General features: G+C 37.2%; 9 protein-coding genes and 1 pseudogene. 4 read left to right on the top strand and 6 right to left on the bottom strand.

Annotation, left to right across the window (positions count from 1 at the left end):
- Nucleotide 1: 1 nt before the first annotated feature.
- The 3 genes from B3P16_RS02050 to B3P16_RS02040 all read right to left on the bottom strand — a co-directional run bounded on the left by B3P16_RS02050 (nucleotide 2) and on the right by B3P16_RS02040 (nucleotide 5,762).
- Nucleotides 2-3,187, bottom strand: a complete 3,186-nt coding sequence (locus tag B3P16_RS02050; RefSeq protein ID WP_286841404.1) for a SusC/RagA family TonB-linked outer membrane protein — start codon at nucleotides 3,185-3,187, stop codon at nucleotides 2-4.
- Nucleotides 3,188-3,234: 47 nt separating this feature from the next.
- Nucleotides 3,235-5,262, bottom strand: a complete 2,028-nt coding sequence (locus B3P16_RS02045) for a TlpA family protein disulfide reductase (RefSeq protein ID WP_286841130.1) — start codon at nucleotides 5,260-5,262, stop codon at nucleotides 3,235-3,237.
- Nucleotides 5,263-5,381: 119 nt separating this feature from the next.
- Nucleotides 5,382-5,762, bottom strand: coding sequence for a hypothetical protein (locus B3P16_RS02040; protein ID WP_286841128.1), 381 nt, complete (start codon nucleotides 5,760-5,762; stop codon nucleotides 5,382-5,384).
- Between the two features lie 673 nt (nucleotides 5,763-6,435).
- Between B3P16_RS02040 and B3P16_RS02035 the strand changes: the two genes are divergently transcribed.
- The 4 genes and pseudogenes from B3P16_RS02035 (at nucleotide 6,436) to B3P16_RS24380 (ending at nucleotide 10,938) form a co-directional block, all read left to right on the top strand.
- Nucleotides 6,436-6,891 carry a helix-turn-helix domain-containing protein gene (locus tag B3P16_RS02035; RefSeq protein WP_286841126.1) on the top strand — a complete coding sequence of 152 codons (456 nt, stop codon included), beginning with the start codon at nucleotides 6,436-6,438 and terminating at the stop codon, nucleotides 6,889-6,891.
- A 505-nt stretch (nucleotides 6,892-7,396) separates the two neighbouring features.
- On the top strand, nucleotides 7,397-8,398 hold the full coding sequence (locus B3P16_RS02030; RefSeq protein WP_286841125.1) for an SIR2 family protein: 1,002 nt from the start codon (nucleotides 7,397-7,399) through the stop codon (nucleotides 8,396-8,398).
- On the top strand, nucleotides 8,398-9,450 hold the full coding sequence (locus B3P16_RS02025; protein ID WP_286841123.1) for a DUF262 domain-containing protein: 1,053 nt from the start codon (nucleotides 8,398-8,400) through the stop codon (nucleotides 9,448-9,450). The genes B3P16_RS02030 and B3P16_RS02025 overlap by 1 nt, the downstream gene beginning before the upstream one ends.
- Before the next feature lie 379 nt (nucleotides 9,451-9,829).
- Nucleotides 9,830-10,938 (top strand): annotated as a pseudogene (locus B3P16_RS24380) (IS256 family transposase).
- A gap of 279 nt (nucleotides 10,939-11,217) precedes the next feature.
- On the opposite strand, the gene B3P16_RS02010 reads toward B3P16_RS24380, so the two are convergent.
- From B3P16_RS02010 to B3P16_RS02000, 3 genes are all read right to left on the bottom strand, one after another.
- Nucleotides 11,218-14,274, bottom strand: a complete 3,057-nt coding sequence (locus B3P16_RS02010; RefSeq protein WP_286841119.1) for a DEAD/DEAH box helicase — start codon at nucleotides 14,272-14,274, stop codon at nucleotides 11,218-11,220.
- Nucleotides 14,275-14,836: 562 nt separating this feature from the next.
- Nucleotides 14,837-15,166 (bottom strand): nucleotide pyrophosphohydrolase, encoded by a 330-nt coding sequence (locus B3P16_RS02005; protein WP_286841117.1) that lies wholly within the window; start codon nucleotides 15,164-15,166, stop codon nucleotides 14,837-14,839.
- Between the two features lie 107 nt (nucleotides 15,167-15,273).
- Entirely contained in the window at nucleotides 15,274-17,133 is a 1,860-nt protein-coding gene (locus B3P16_RS02000) for a DUF2075 domain-containing protein (RefSeq protein WP_286841116.1), read from the bottom strand.
- Between the last annotated feature and the right edge of the window lie 59 nt (nucleotides 17,134-17,192).

Below are 17,192 nucleotides of genomic sequence, written 5' to 3'. Positions count from 1 at the left end.
ATCAATAATTTAACTGGCATCCAAAAGATAAAGTCGTTGGGGGCGAGATCCGATAAGGAAATTCAGGATCAATATTTTGCTTATTCGCCGTCCATAGTAAGCCCAGATTGCTTACATTTCCATAAAATTTCATACGTAAAGCGCGCTGTTGAAGCCTCAGGGTTTTATCCCATGAAATGTTTATATATTCTAACCTCAAATGATCAGCTTTAAATACATTTACCTCAGATTGCACATATAGCGCATCCCTAAAATCTTCCAATGGATATTGCACCGAAGGCACTGAAGTCTTCAATTCATCCCCTGCTTGCTGCCAGCGCATCTCAAAATCAGGAAAAGCAGTCCCTCGGTTGAAAAGGTTATAATAGGAAGTTGAAGGTTTTCTAAAATAATAGTCTCCTTTATAGCTCACATTTAGCGAAAGCGTCCAAGATTTCCATCCGAAAGTATTTATAAGTGATCCATAAACCTGCGGCTTGGCAGAACCATAAAAAACGATGCTGCCGCCTTCCAGTCCGTCGTTAAATGCAGCGTTGTTGATACCGATATAATCTTTACTGACTTCACCACGGAGGATACCTTGTGGATTTCCCTCACTATCGAGCCCCATCCATTTAAAGGCTGATAGTGCATTCAATGGCATCCCCGGTATCGGCGTGATGGTATTTCCATCGCCCAAAAAAGATGATACGCCACCGTTCAAAGCCCTATAATATGCCGTAGTCCTGTTCTTATTCAAATTCAAAAGCAGCCTAGAATTCCATTTCACCGCTTTATCCAGATTATTCGTTGAAAGTGTGATATCCCAGCCTTTTCCTCTCATGGATGCAACATTTTTGGTTACTGTATTGGATTTACCCCAAGCGGTATAATCAAAATCAGTGAGCCCATACAGATCTTTTCCTGTTTTAATGTAATGATCCACCGTACCAGATAGACGACCTTTAAACAGAGAGAAATCCAGTCCAAGGTTGAAGGTGGACACTTTCTCCCATCTCAAAGATGGATCATTCAATTTTGAGATCGTCAGTGCAGGTAATCTTGTATAAGTACCTGCAGTTACACTGGCGATAGGCTGCGGCGTTTTACGCAGGTCAACATTCCCGCTATAACCATAGGTAGCCCTTAACTCTAATCGATCTACATCCTTAAGGGCAATAAACGATTCCTTCCCGATATCCCAAGAAAGACCTGTAGACCATAGCGGAGACCATTTATCGTTGGTTTTTGCTCCGAATATATTGCCTCCATCTTTTCGAAAACTTCCCGACCAGGCATATCGATCCTTAAAAATATAACTCCAATTTGAATAGAGCGATACAAACCTGTTCACGCGATCAGTGAAAGATGGACTTCCCGTAATACCCATTGGCACCATTGAAGGCGCTATAGTGAAATATGTCGTAAAGTCTACCGGAACTGCCTGTAAGGGCTTCTCTTTATAACCATATACCCAATAATTTTCACCCTTGCTTGCTGTTTCGCGAATTTCTCCACCAGCCATACCGATCAACCGGTGCAGGCCCCATGACTTATTCATGTTTAACTGCGTTCTTGCGGTGTAAGACCGTCCTGAGGAGAAGTCTTTGCTCTTGATCCCACCTCTGGGAATATGATATGTAATGCTACTTCCCCCATTTGAAACCTCCATAAATTGATTGATGTTCTTTCGGGCATAATAGCTTTCTTCATTATATAGTCCTTGCAGATCGGTTTGTTGAATCTGATATTGGAACCCGACACTTACATCTAGAAAAGGTAAAATTTCATATTTTCCACTTATGGTTGAATACCACTCATTCAATCTTGTCGTTGAAACAGCCTGCTTATAATCAGTCAATGGATAATACCCCCAGTCTAAGTAAGGTGTGCCATAATTTTCGGTCATATAAGTACCCCTATATTCTGGATAAAAGGCGCGTTGAGAGCCATCATTATTGTAAAAATCCATGTAAGGCACCTGCTTACCGTTGTATTGAAGTGATTCAAACTTCGGCTTGCCTGATTCAGAAATACTGTTTGTAAACAAAAGGTTGATCGCAATGTCCAGTTTTTCTGTAGGCTGGAAGCTATTGGTAAGCTGTAAATTCAACTTTCGGAACCGTCCTGCATACTCGTCTATTTCTCGGGTATAGCCTCCGGAAAAACCATAAATATACTGTCTGCTGCCGCCCGAAAGATTTAAGGAATACTGTTGCGAAAAGGGCGATTCGAGAAACAGGTCACGGTATGATTTTCTCCCATCTTTTGTCATAAGCTCATTGATCAGATCTGCTGAATCTGCAGGAGTCAGCAATCCACGTTTTGTCCTGTCAAATATGTCTATAGCCGGCGTGACCGAGATATACTGAAAACCATTCCCAAGCCAATCGTAAAATCCCTTATTGAACAACATGGACTCTGCATCGATAAAATCCTTATTGGACAATTGATACACCTGATCAAGGTTTGGCTTCGCTTTTGTAATCAATGTGCTGCTAAATGTGGTATTCATTATTTTGCCAGCACCCTGACCTCCTTTTTTAGAAGTGATGACCACAACCCCGTTTCCAGCCCTTGCACCCCATATCGAACTTGCCGCCGCATCTTTCAAAACGGTAATAGATTCGATGCTATTCGGATCTATATTAGCCACATTGCCCTCATAAATAAAACCATCCAATACTATTAATGGATCAAGATTACCATCTATGGTACTGAGACCCCGAACAGAAAAATTCAGCTTTTGTCTGTCACTGACAGTACTGGGCTGATTTTCAAATCTCAGCCCAGAGGCCACGTTATTGAGCCTGTTTAAAATGTTTGTACCAGTTTGCTGGTTGAGCATATCATTGGAAATCACGCTGGCAGAACCTGTTGTTTCATTGGGTTTTAAAATCTGATAGCCCGTATTGATCTGCACTTCTTCCAAGTAATTATCCTTTACAGCCATCAAAACCCTACCTTTAGCCAACACATCCTTTACCAATACCCGTAATTCCTGATAACCCATTGCCGAAAACCGAAGTGTATCCCGCGAATCTCCGCTTATTCCGAAACTTCCATCGGCTTCACTTTTTAAACGCATATTTGTAACCATATTTTGCACAGTGACGCCCTGCAATGGGCGCAAGTCTTCGCTTGATATAATTACTCCCCGAACTATGTTTCTTTCTTTTACCTGACTATAGGACGTAAGCCAGCACATCCAAACACTTAGGATGCATAACATTCTCATATACATATCCTGCCCTCCTATTTATCCGTTAATGAAAATGATGCACAGGCAATAGTCTCCTGCGAAGAATTAAGCTCTAAACCCATTGCTCGGAGAAATGCCTTTCGCGTATCCTCTTCCCAGCCTTCAAAATCTTTAGGAATGGTCATGTCTACAAGTACCTCTTTGGACGCTCCAATTACCAAAGGACGATGAAAATATAGGCTGAGGTTATCCACCAGCAATTCTAATGGAATATTGCGGAATTTCATTTCCGTCTGCGAATCTCCTAGGAAAACTTCTGGGATACCACCTTTGCTCCTGATCTTTTCGGCAGCTGAATTGAAACTGACGGGCCATACATCCGTTGGCTTGTTTTCTACAGATAGTTTTATCCCAAAGAACTTTTTAAAATCTTCCGTAAAAAATTGTTTCGCTCTGCTCTTAGGCAAAGAATCCAGCACCACCATTTCATAACAGAAGCTATTTTCATAACGATTTGGGGTCAGGAGTCTGTGTTTAGGGTTTACTCCGCTGCTTGTAGCAAACTGCCAATGTCTCCATGGTATTCCTTTCAATTCTTTTTGAAATGCTATGGCCACGAGCTGAGAGAATCTGAGGTTCAATAGCTGATACCTAGTCCGTTTTCCGTCGAACGAATAATTTCCAGAACTAGCATCTAACCCTTCTTGATAAGTCTGAAAAACAGAACCTGCATAAAATCCGTTATTCAGCATTTCATTGGTTATCAGAGCCACTTCTTTATTGGTCCTCATTTTTTTTTGATGGAAATCTGCATTTCCAGTATGAAGCACTGCTGTTATATTTTCTTTTGACAATGCATTGGGATAAGTATTGGCAACCAGAATACCATCTTTATTTATCCAAACGACATGTGGAACCGCGTTATGAGGAAACAATTGCTGAAAAATGGTGTCGCCAAATAGATAAGGAAGGGAAGTCTGAAAGCCATATGCCGTTTTATATTTTTTCTTTAGATCTTGAACACGTTTTTGTGTATCCTTTGTCTGTGTGCTATTGACAAGCAGCACGGCAATCTCATCTTTATTAATCGCCAATACATCTTCTAGATGTGGAAATCCCTCAATACACGAGGGGCACCAAGTCGCCCAAAAATCCAGCAGGATCAGCTTTCCTTTCAAATCAGCGAATTTGATTGTTTTCTTTATTCCATTGAAATAGTTCAGTTCGAGCGACTGGTCCCATACCGCTTCCGGTATCTTATCGCCCGGTTTTAGCGCAGCGAGACTGGAGAGCCCATCGGCCCCGCTGTCCTTGCGGGGCGTCTGAGCTGATAAACTAAACATAGAAACTAAACATAAAAACAAACATGTCAAAACCATGCGATAGGCACGCTTATAATCTGCAACGAATAAAAAGTATTTTAAAGCCCGCTGAACAACTTGACCTATTGATCCAGGCAAAGTAGCTCGCAACACCAAAGCCTTACAGGTCGACTTAAAGAACCTTAAAACAGATCGTTCAGATTCTACTCCATAAGTCAATCTAAAATCTCCCACCTGCTGAAAATCTTCGACCATCTTTTGAGCAATACCTGCAGAATTTTTACATTTCATCGGTTTTTCATCGGGTCGGCATCGGATTTTGATCGGTGTAGCCCGATGAGATCCCGATGAAAACTCAAGACCGACTGCATAATAGGCAGAAGCTGGGGCGAAGTTGGTCAGGCAAAAGTCCGAAGAAGGTGATATCTCTTCCACTGGTCGGCTGGCCTTCGGCTCAGCTTCGAGACTTCTTCGGGACATATTCGAGACAGGCTCGGCACACCTTTGGCTCGGCTTCGGCAAGGCTTCGAGTACGCTTCGACTCCTACCCGAAGCGCAGTCGAACAACAGTCGAGGCGTTCCCGAAGATGAGGCGACGCTGGTACGACGCAGTGTCGAACGATCCTCAAACAAAAGCCGACGGCTGCCCGAAGAATCTGCTTTTTTTAGAAGATTTTGAGCGCTAATCGTACAGCGCTTTTTTAGCCGGATCGAAGTACCTTTGAAGTACGTTTTTCCTTGTCTAATTTTCTTACGCAAATTTTGCGTAATTAGTACTATATTTGTGCTTAAGTAGTGCTTCACAGGTACTTGAAATATATAGGTTATATATAGCCTTACAAAGGCTAGTAATTGTAGGGTATTCATTATTTAGTTTGTTAGTGGTTATTCGATAACCGACCGAAAAATTCAGCGATCTTTTTGCTCAATTCTAAATCTTTTCCGATGCGCTCTTCAGCTTCTGCTGACAGCTTCATTTTACTGAGATCTATATGGCGATAATTGGCGACACAGTATGCGATCAACACCCGATACAATGCGGTTGCAAATTCTTGCATTTCCTCATCTTTTAGAAGCCTATTTTCTCCTAAGCCACCATCAAGATATGTGCTCAAAAGCTGGAGTATATTAGCAGATACAGTCTCTAGTGCATAGTGATTCCAAAATGCTTCAATCTCATTTATAGGGCTGTAATCAACCTTATGGACTTCATAAATAAACCAATCAAAAGCAAATTGCAGCGCTAAAATCCTTTTCATTTTTCAGTCTGTAATCTTTAACCGAAAGTACATAGCATCCCCTCTCCGATCGAAATCAGCTTTTTATTGGGAGCCTGATGTTACTCAGTTCACATTAGTAATAATTAATTCATTCTGGGAGCCAGATCGCGTTTGAATGAGGGGTCACGAAGGTGTATAATATTGGCGTTACGCGGTCCATGGCAAGAGAAGCCAAATCTTATTTGGCCAAACCAGCCGAGCTACTCGGGGGCAGTGATGATGTTTTTTGATCTTTGTTTTTTGTTCATAACTCGTTTGTTTATAAAAACGAGTCCCTTAGCAGGTATCAGAAACGGCAATGGCGCGACATCCAACCTACCGTCTGTGCGGCCGTGAGAAGCCGATGGAACGAGTAAGCGGACGCCGCGCCATTGCTGACGGGCGTTTTGATCCACTTAATCGCCTTGCTCCATTTGAAATTTCTCACGTTTCACAGACAAGACTCATAAGTGCAGCCACCTAAGATGGTGCAAATGTATTGTTTTAATCTACTAAAGACAAATAATTTACTTTAAAAGTGGCTTTAGACTATGTATAAAGCTCATTTTATCGACAAATAATCGTATCTTTATATCAAAGGTAAGGAACCAATTATTTAGAGCAAAATGGTAAAATACCGGTAAATTACCGAACTTATTAAAATATATAAAAAATGGGCGTTGCATTTCAAGAAGAGAAAATACACGAAGGAAAAAATCTAAAAAGAATTCGTGAAATCATGGGTATGAAACAGGAGGCTTTAGGACAAAAATGCGAAAGCAAATTTGACCAACGACGCATTTCTGAGTTTGAAAACTCATGGACTATTGCTGAACCAGCCTTAAAGGAGTTGGCTGACGCTTTAGGGGTAACTGTCGAATTTATTCGTGCCTTCAATGAAGAGAAAGCCATATTTAATATCCAAAACAACAACACATTTACCGTTTCGGAAAATTCATTTGGGCTTAGCAATCAACCTAATGTTACCTATAACAGTCTTGGAAAAGTAGAGATGCTTTTAGAAAAACTCGTGCAGGACGACGCTGTTAAAACTAAAGCGATTTTGGATTTAACTAAGGTAGTTGCTGATTTGGCGGAAGAGGTGAAGAAGTTGAAGAAGGAGAAATAAGTCCAAAGCATGTTATAAATATGAGTAATTCAACAGTTAAGAAACTAAATAGATTATCTTTAGATTACTTAGATCCGTCGCATCGCAAAAAATCAACTCTTCTTGGTTCAACGCTTTGAGGAGACAAAATGATGATAAAGTAATTTTATAGTATAAAAAAATAACGAAATTAAAAAACTATGCGTATGAGAATTTTTATAATTTAAGGCATTTTTTCGAATACTTCACACTATTCGAAATTTTAAATGGATTTCCAAATTTATGTTTTCGGTTTATAAACATTACAGAAAAATCCTATGGTCGAGAAGAAGAAGCGTGAATTAAATATTGAGAAATGCACAAACAATATGTAATAGTTTAAAGGTGCATTATTTTTTATTATCTTAGACAACGTTCAAACACCTGTTATTTTTTTTAAAATTGAACGTGCCATAAATATTAACCCCGCTTGTTTATAACGCCATCGAAGAATTAGCGGAAATTTTAGAAAAAATCTACAAATTAAATGAGTAAGAATTACTATATCTTAATTGGAAACGGTTTCACAATAGATTTAATTAATTTTTTATCCAAAAAAGAAGACAGAGAAATTAATGTTAAAAATTTATTCTCAAATGGAAACCTTGTTCCATGGCCCGGTAATGATAAGCCTGGTTTCTTATCATACAGATATTGCCCCAATTTATGGACACTTGGTGCAAGACCAAATATGCCAGATGATGATGCCATAAACCTTATTGAGGATATTATAACCTGTGCCAATATACTACATCGAAACAATAAAAAATCAAACAACATTTACATTAAAGCATACAAAGAACTTGTAACCTACCTACAAGCACTTTTTGTACACTACAATAGTTTAATAGATATTACAGCTGAAAACCTTACAGATTGGCCATGGTTTAAATTCCTAAACAAACTATATAATTCTACAGATGTCAATAAAATACATATTGTAACATTCAATTACGATATTTGGTTAGAAAGAATTTTGAAACAAAATAATATTGAATTTGATGTCTCAAATTTGGAAGATAACAGCAAAAAGATTTCAATTTATAAGCCTCACGGATCTATAAGTTTCTCTCATAAAGTCAAGAAAGAAAAAGAAGCATTTGAGATACGATATGATAGTGATTCCAACGATGGTCAAATTGAAGAATTCTCATTAGTTTATGAAAATATAGACGCATTAAATTCTGTAAATGCAATTATACCACCTGCAGGAGACTCAAGTAGATTAGACTTTAAATGGGCAAAAGAAATTAGAGATAAAGCAAAATCTATAGCCCAAGGTTTAAATAAAGATGATGAATTATTAATATGTGGCTTATCATATTGGCATGTTGACCGGCTGGAAATTGATTCAATTCTAACAAGTATTAATCCGGAAATCGAAGAAGTTAAAGTTATTAACCCATATACTCCAAAAGTCTTTAATGCAATAATAACAACACTTTTTGACAAAGTTATTTTTTATGGGAACTCAAAACCTTTATTATAATGAACATACTAAGTAGAAATAGTACTACAATAAACATTGCGAATTTCTGGGAAAATTTTCAATTAGAGAAATATAATTTTAGTCCTAGCTATCAAAGAAAAGGGGATGTTTGGAGCGTTTCAAAAAAATCTTTCTTAATTGACACAATTTTAAAAAACTTTCCAATACCTCCAATTTTCTTGCATCAGCATATTGAGGAAGAAACTGGTAAAACTATGTATGATGTAATTGATGGTAAGCAAAGGCTAAGTGCTATTTTAAGTTTCATAAAAAATGAGATTCGAACTCCAGAAGATTTTCATTCAGATGGATTTGGAATTGAGGAATTATCAAACATTTCTTTTAAAGACCTAGATTCAACCAATTTATCAGAATGGAAAAAATCCTTTTGGAGATATGATATAACAATTGAATACATTGATACAAATCAAGTCGATGTTGTAAATAATATATTTGATAGATTAAATAGAAATGGAGAACCTTTAACTAAACAGGAATTAAGAAATGCAAAATACAATTCAAATGATTTTTATAAATTAATAAAAAAACTTTCTAAAAATCAGGTGATAAAACCCGTGTTAGATAAACTTCAGTGTAATAGGTTAGAAGATGAAGAATACGTTACTGAATTATTGATAACGACAATCACTCAAGATGTTATTGCTGGTGATAAGCCAGAGTTTATAGATGCACAAATCGAACATTTTTCAAATTCCACCCCCAATGATCTTTCAGAATATGAGCGAAAATTTACAGAAGATACAAACTTTATAAATAATTTAAATTTAAACTTAACTGAATTCAAGATTGATGGTGTAAGCCACTTTTATGCTCTTTGGGGATTTGCGATCGAAAAACTTAAGGAGTCTAATTTTGATCAAATAGATTTTAACACTCTTAAAAACAAATTAGAGGAATTTTACACCAAATATCTAAATAAATCTGAAGAAGAACTAATAAAACAATACAGAATTACAATGTCAGCAGGTACTAAAAGTGCTGGGAGAAGAAGAAAACGAATTGAGTGTCTATTAGAGTATTGTAGATCGTAAGACGTTTCAACTGAAAACAGTTTGTTAATAAAATCAATCTTAGCCTCCGAAGCTAGGTTTCAGAATATCTCGTCCCGGAAAAACAATTTTTCAGGACGAGGCAATATCTCCTTGCACAAAATGATATTATCACGAACTATACAACTACATAAGTGGATAAGAGAGTTCGTGATAATATATATGCCTTACTCTCTTATTAAAAATTGGAGACTGTAACGTAAACTGTGTCAGAGGAATAATTCAATAAGATTATTTATATTCAATTGTTCAAACGACACGGTCATGAAAGAAAAAGACCCATTCGATTTTTCGTTAGTGTTTGTTTTTTAATAGGTACTCAAGAGGGCTTCGCCGTTTTGAACGCTTCAAGGCAGAAGCCATGCAAGGTCTTTACGAAGGTAAAAGTCCATTTGAACGAAAAGAAAGCTTCGGGCAATAGCAACCGTCGAAATGGCAAGACCAAAAAAACTGTTCGAGGTCTTAATACCGGTACATTTGAACTTGAATCTGGACGGGATAGATCTGGTACATTTGAGCCCAAGGTAGTTCCCAAACGTCAGCTTATTATAACAGAACAGCTGGAAGGTCATGTGCTGAGCATGTATGCCAAAGGTATGAGCACACGTGCAATAAGTGATTTTATCCGTGAGATGTATGCTATGGAGATTTCTGCAACTGAAATATCCCGTATTACAGAAAGCGTCATGCCTGCTGTTAACGAGTGGCGAAGTCGTCCGCTAGAAGCCGTCTATCCCTTTGTTTTTCCTAGACTGCATGCATTATAAAGTCCGTCAGAACGGTACGGTTGAGTCCCGGGCCATTTATAATATCCTGGGCATAGGAATGGATGGTCGCAAAGACCTGATAGGGCTTTATAGTTCGGAAAACGAAGGAGCTAAATTCTGGTTATCCGTACTCACCGATCTAAAGCAACGCGGTGTAGAGGACATCCTGATAGCCTGTATTGATGGACTGAAGGGCTTTCCTGAAGCTATAGAAGCTATTTTTCCAAAAACAAAAGTTCAGTTATGCATTGTCCATCAGATTATATCAAGCATGCGCTACGTTACAGAAAAGGACAAAAAGGCTGTTATTGAAGATTTAAAGCCCATTTATAAAGCTGTAAACGAAGAAATGGGATATGAAAAGCTACTGGTCTTTGAAGAGAAATGGGGCAAGAAATACCCCATAGCCGCTAAGTCATGGCTCGATAACTGGATAAACCTCTCTACTTTTTTTGAGTATGATGAGCAGGTGCGTAAGACGATCTATACCACTAATCCTATTGAAGGAATGCACCGTCAGATCCGAAAAATAACGAAGTCTAAAGGTGCATTCAGTTCTGAGCAGGCTTTTATGAAGCTGATGTTTCTGATAATAAAGGACATCTCTAAAAAGTGGACAATGCCAGTGCATAACTGGGGCTTGACCATATCCCAACTTTACATTAAATTTGGGGATAGGCTCAAACTTGATAGAGGCTTTTAGATTTTGGTTAATTATCCAATGACACAGTTCAGTTTACACTCCCAATCCGCCCGACCAAAGGCATATTTTTTGAGCGAGCTATAACGCAGAACTTAACTTTGAGGATGCTATGTCACAGAAGCTCGTGACTTGTAATTGGACACCAATACACAAAACGTCATTGATTTGAAAACCTTACCCTTTGTTTATTCCGCAATACCATAAAAGACTTCATTCTTGGTTGAATCACTTCAGAAGACAATACTTCCAATCTTCATTACGGGGCTATCAGTAGGGAAATCAAGAAGACCAAACACTTAACTGACAGGAGCTAACATCATTTAAAAAAGCCTCAGCACCAGATAACAAAAGGACAATTCGTTTAAATGCTGCTTTCTGGTTTTTAGTTAAACCTTTTGTTTTCAATCCTGGCTGAATTATTGTTATTTCGACAGGGATAACTGGAGTTTCGAAAGAATTCAGAATAGCTTTGATTTGCTCTAATGTGCCTTTTTTTATTTTTTTGTGACTTTCATTCCTATCTGCTCTTTCACAAATCTGCTTTAGCAGAAGTTTCCTATTTGCCCAATTGACTGATTTCGTTGCTTGACCAGTTACTTCATAATTATCATCAATACTACAATTCGGAACATTACCACTCTGCTTTTTACAATGAAAAAATTGAATCTTGTCTTTTCTAAACCCTATTACATCCGCTATTTCTAATGAGCCATGGTCATAAAATACGACGTCAAATGTTTTCTTTGCCTCCTCAATGATATAATCATGTATAGAAATCCGTTTATCATTTTGCTCAATGTTCTTTTCTATATCTTCTTTTGAGAAAAATTCTTTTTTCAAGTTCACATGACCTGGCCAATTATGACTAATTATACTGTTTTCATCTAGCGTTCCAATTTCCTTTCCAAACTCATACAGCACACGTCCATCCTGTTTAGACAAATCCTCGTAATAAAGTTGTATAGGATCTTCGGCCAAGAGCTTAAGAAAAACTTGGTCCGAGGTAAATTTTTCGCCCTTCTTTATTGCCAAGGTATTCTCTGTTTGTGGATCATATTCAAATTTAATCTTAGGTTTTAAGGAGTAAATAATTGTAGCATTGTTTCCATTCTTAGAAATCTTAATAAGAACTCTATCTTTACTTTTTTCAAGAACCGAGATACTACAAGAACATATAAGTGCCATTTCTGCAGGTTCTCCATATTCATTTAGAAAATAGACTGTAGTTAACTTATGATAAAAACTTGGTGCCCAATCTCCGAAAAATACACTTTCATCCGAGAAACAGCTAACAACTTTACCACTATCAAGATCAGATAAAGGAGCCGCTAGATTATCCATTTCAGCATCACCTATTTTCCTACTCACAATACTAAGCCATTCAGTAAGATATTTGATCTTATTATCTTCTAAGGTCCAAATTTTTGAAGCAGGGCTAATTCCAATCATTACTTCTTTCTTAAAAATTGGATCAAATCCTCCTCCAAAAGAATGTCCCCTGGTGTAACTATATTTATCTGTATTGAGGACACTTTTTTGAGCCTGTGACCCGAGAATATTTTTATATGATTCCGTATTCCCTTTTGTTTTACGGCTTTTCATTCCAACATTATACAACTTTGCCTCCTTCCACCCAGCCATTACCCGTTTCAATAATGGAAGAGGAATTTTGTCATGTAATATACCTTCTAACAAATATTGTTCAGCAATATACTCATAAAGTTCATTTTCTTTAATTGTAGAACAGATATATAATAACCTATTATCCCGATTAAAATGAATAATAACTAATTCATTTTTTACGTCCTTTAATTGATCATCTTTTAAATACCATGATGGTGTCTTTAATTCGGAAACGATAAAGATAGCAATGTCGTGTTCTGTACTTATATGGTGATGACGCACTATTGGATTTTTGAACAAACTTGTTCCTTTAAAGTCAACTTCAACAGCAATGTCAATAAGTTCTTCTAACAATTCCTTATCGAAAACTGCTTTTTCCGGTGGCACTATTATTTCATATGCTTTGACGTGGAAAAAGGGGCGTAAGTCATCATCATCTACTTGAAGAGTCTCCTCCACATCATAATCAAATAAGGGAACTTCCTCTGTTAGATCTTGAAACGAATCAAAAAAATCCTGTTCTTCTTCTGTTTTTTGAATTTTAGCCTTATGTAAATCAGGCAAAACAATAGACCAATCTTTTGTATCGTGTTTAAATAGTTGATAGGATTCTATCTCAAACTCATGTTGGCCAGCAATTACTTTAGCGATATTTCCTTCATCAATATTTGTCCTTGAAATTCTGCCAACAAACTGCAAAGTTATAGCGAGTGATTTATGAGGAACATGAACTGCAGCTATTTTTAAGGCTGGAAAATCATAACCCTCCCCCATCATATTGACACAGATAACTCCATCAATATTTCCTGATCGCAACTTAGCAATCCTACTTTTAATAAATTTTTCCGAAAGATTACTGTGTATTACTTCTAGTTTTAAATCAGTATGCTCTTTATAAATTGTATTTAATTTGTTTGCTGCAGTCCGGCTATCTGTCCTAATGATTATCCTATGGTCCGCGTTTGCTCTATTTAAATATATTTCTTCTGCTTTCTTAGCTATAGCAATATTCTTGGCCTCCGGTGTTTCTAAATTACTTGTATTTACAGGAATAAAATCAATTCTACTAAAAAGCTTATTTTCATATGCTTGTTTAAGGGGATAGCTATATACTAATCTGGCTTTGATATCTTTTTTATCCCTTCTGAAAGGTGTCGCTGTCAACAACACTTGTTTAGATGATATATATCTATTCAGAATTTCCTGCCAAGAACTAGCTCGACTATGATGTGCTTCATCTACGAATAATAGATCAAAATTAACAGCATTCATAGGATCTTCGTTAAGTAGGATTTTGTTTAATGTTGCAGGAATCCCGACAATGACATCATTTTCTTCACATTTTCTTTTCCAGTCAATGTTATCTTCAATTTCGCCAACAACTTCGTAGACCTTAGGTAAGAAGCCTTTGCTAATAACTCCTTTTGACACAAGTATCTCCGGATTTCTAAATTGATTCGCTATTTGTTCTCTTACCAATTGACTAGGTGTTATAACCAATACCTTCTTCCCTTTGAGTGCATAACTAAGCAAAATCATTACCGCTGTTTTCCCTGTACCTGTCGGCATCGTTACCAACGCAGGTTGAATTTTAGTACTAAAATGAGCTATAACAGCGCCAACAGCTGCGATTTGATTATCATATAAATTTTGTTTTCCTTCGGTCTCCGAGAAAAGATGAAGATGAGAAAAACCGTCAATGAATACACTCATAGTTTTATTTAGATAAATATTTGTTAGTAAGTAGTTTAATATGACGACATCTACCCTATGGCATCAATAAGATACAAAAAATATATCAAATGCATTAATAGCTACTATAACAAACAAATTAAAAAAAACTATACTTTAACTATTTACGGGTTTCCGTATTACATGAGTCGAGATCTACACAATGACTTTAAAGTAAGGGATACTCTAATTGTAAACCGAAATAATTTGTAGCTATTTCGTCATTATTTAATTCGATGTATTTATTAGACCTTCCAACTGTTTATTTCCGTTTTTGAGTTTCACCTTATCCTCCACGTTATGCTTAACATCAACTTCATTATTAAAATAACGTTCAACACTATCAGCGAAATTATAGGTTAGGTAATTAAGTGTGTTATAAAAAGTAAAAACTTCAAAACCACCGGCAGTGAAATGGTGTGCTTCCGAAGTTTTTAATCCTAAAAAAAGTTTTAAATAAAGTGTTTATTATAAAATGATATGAAAATTAAATTTGAATTTCATATCATTTTACTCTAATTGAAAAGGCTAGTCTTAAATTGATCTACAACTCGTTATACTTTTTGGCAGTTCCCTTTGCCTTCTCTACCGGGTATTTTTCGTTATTGAGTTTCATCTTGTCCTCAACGATCTGCCTCACATCGAGTCCATGTTTATCTGCAAGCAGTAATGCATACATCAGCACATCGGCAAGCTCATTCTTTAACTTATCAGTATTAGCGTCCTCATTGCCTTTCCAAAGAAACAACTCCAGAAGTTCTGAGGCCTCAATACTCAATGCCACTGCAAGATCTTTGGAATTGTGAAACTGCTCCCAATCTCTGGCATCTCTAAATGCTCTGATCTTTGCTATTAACTCTTGGATATCCGACATAGTAATATATTTAAACGACAAACTTGCTTATGCCCAAATATCCGAAAAATATCACTAAGGATATTTTATATCCAGGAGATTTCTTCATAAACCAGCCTATTAGTTCTTTATCGTTTAGCTTCCAACTGTTTTTTGAAAAATGTATTCGTCTCCGCATCAGTGCAATAGATATAGCACCCTTTCATACCCCGAGTCATGAGAGTACGATAGGTATTTTTTATAATTGCTTTTATAAGTTCTTTACCCTCGATAGGATTTTCCTTAAGTAATTTCTTATAGCCCAATATCGTTCTATCATCTTTATCCCTTGCGGTAGGCTGAACGAGCACTTCGCCATCTCTGACCAACAGATCATTACCGATAATGACACCGATATAATCAGCTTCAAGACCCTGAGCGGTATGGATACATCCTATTTCAGTCACTGAATTGGGATCAATAATCCATGCCCCACCATAAGCGGTCATATTCCACCGCATCTTAAAGTCATATTCATCAAAGATAATATCAAAGGCCTCACTTTTCTTTTTGCTTGCCCAAGGCCAACAATAGCCTGCAACGATGCGAGCTTTATTATTAATTTTATTTCTCTCGTAAATCAGATCACGCAATTGATCTGGTGAATCCATCACACGGAAATCATAATCTAATCCGTCCAAAGTGGTGTTAGCCGTTTCTCGGATTTGCAAGGTATTATCTAGCCAAGCTAAGTAACCATCGGAACCGTTACACCTAAACTGGGATTCTAAAGCTAGTCGATGAACATTAATACCTTTTTTATTTGCAAACTCTTCGATCACTGCAATTTCACCATAGTCTTCAAGACTTACCCGCTGATTCTCATCGATAAAAAAGATGGAGCAGTGAGCAGCATCTAGGATTTCTTCAACCTGATTATTTCCCATCCTGTAGAAACCAGTTTTTTCGGTCAGCCGGTGTGCCTCATCGACAATAAGGGTATTAAAACTATTGGCCGGAGTTTGCATAAAAGATCCTGAACCGACAAACAGCTGTTTCAGTTCTATTTTCTTTTTATCACGCGATAATTTTTCAAAATAAACATCACGCGGTGCAGAAGTCTTAGTCACATATTGTGCAAATTGTCCAGTTTTGATAAGTTGTACCAATAAATTAATGGCTACAACCGATTTCCCTGTACCCGGCCCTCCTTCCACAATCAAGACATTCTTATTGTTTTCGGAAGAATTCAGTGCCAGTTTTTTTGCTGTCTCGAAAACAACTTTCTGATCATCGATCATATAAAACTCCGTATTACCCTTGATCATATTGGAGAGGGCATCAGCGAGAGATTTACTTGGTCGGATCTTACCGTTATCAATTCTGAAAAGGATATCCGAACGATCACCAGTCTTAATATATTTTTTGATAAACTCTCTTAGCTTTAAAGCATCATGTTTTAAAAAGAGTGGTGCTTTATCGATATAACCTTGGTAGAAGTCATTTCGGATGGAATTATCATCAGCATAATTATGAAGATAGGCACAGGGGTGTAAATTTATATTCTCCTCAGCAATAGCTTCGTTAAATCCATTTAATAGTGCAGCATAAGACCAGGCTTGATAAGAGGGATGGGCAGTATCTTTCATCCCTTGCTTAAATCTGGTTCGCACAACACCATCTCTATCGGTGATTTCAGCAGTTTGCCATTGTTTAAGTTCAACAATAACAACATTATCTGTATTCCCGTCAGAACCACTGATTATAAAGTCTACCCGCTTCGAGGTCTGCGGAATATGATACTCGATAGAAATACCACAGTCAGCAGGTATCTCACCATCATGAAGAACTTTGTCCATATAGCTGAGCGAGTTACGGAAGGAATTTAGTTCTGCCTCACCCACTCTTTTTCCTGTACGTTCTACAAGCGCATGCTGGATAATATTATCAATATCATTGGTGAGAATATCGCAAGAGAACTTCTCTTTGGTACTATGGTAAATAATCATTCTAACTAACCGGCTTTGTTAGCCCGTAAATTAAATAATTATTTGTAGATATACATATT

This window comes from Sphingobacterium sp. UBA7631 (genome assembly GCF_002483935.1).
Lineage (GTDB): Bacteria > Bacteroidota > Bacteroidia > Sphingobacteriales > Sphingobacteriaceae > Sphingobacterium > Sphingobacterium multivorum.
The sequence above is the reverse complement of the archived record's forward strand: the minus strand, read 5'-3'. Positions and strand labels throughout refer to the sequence as shown.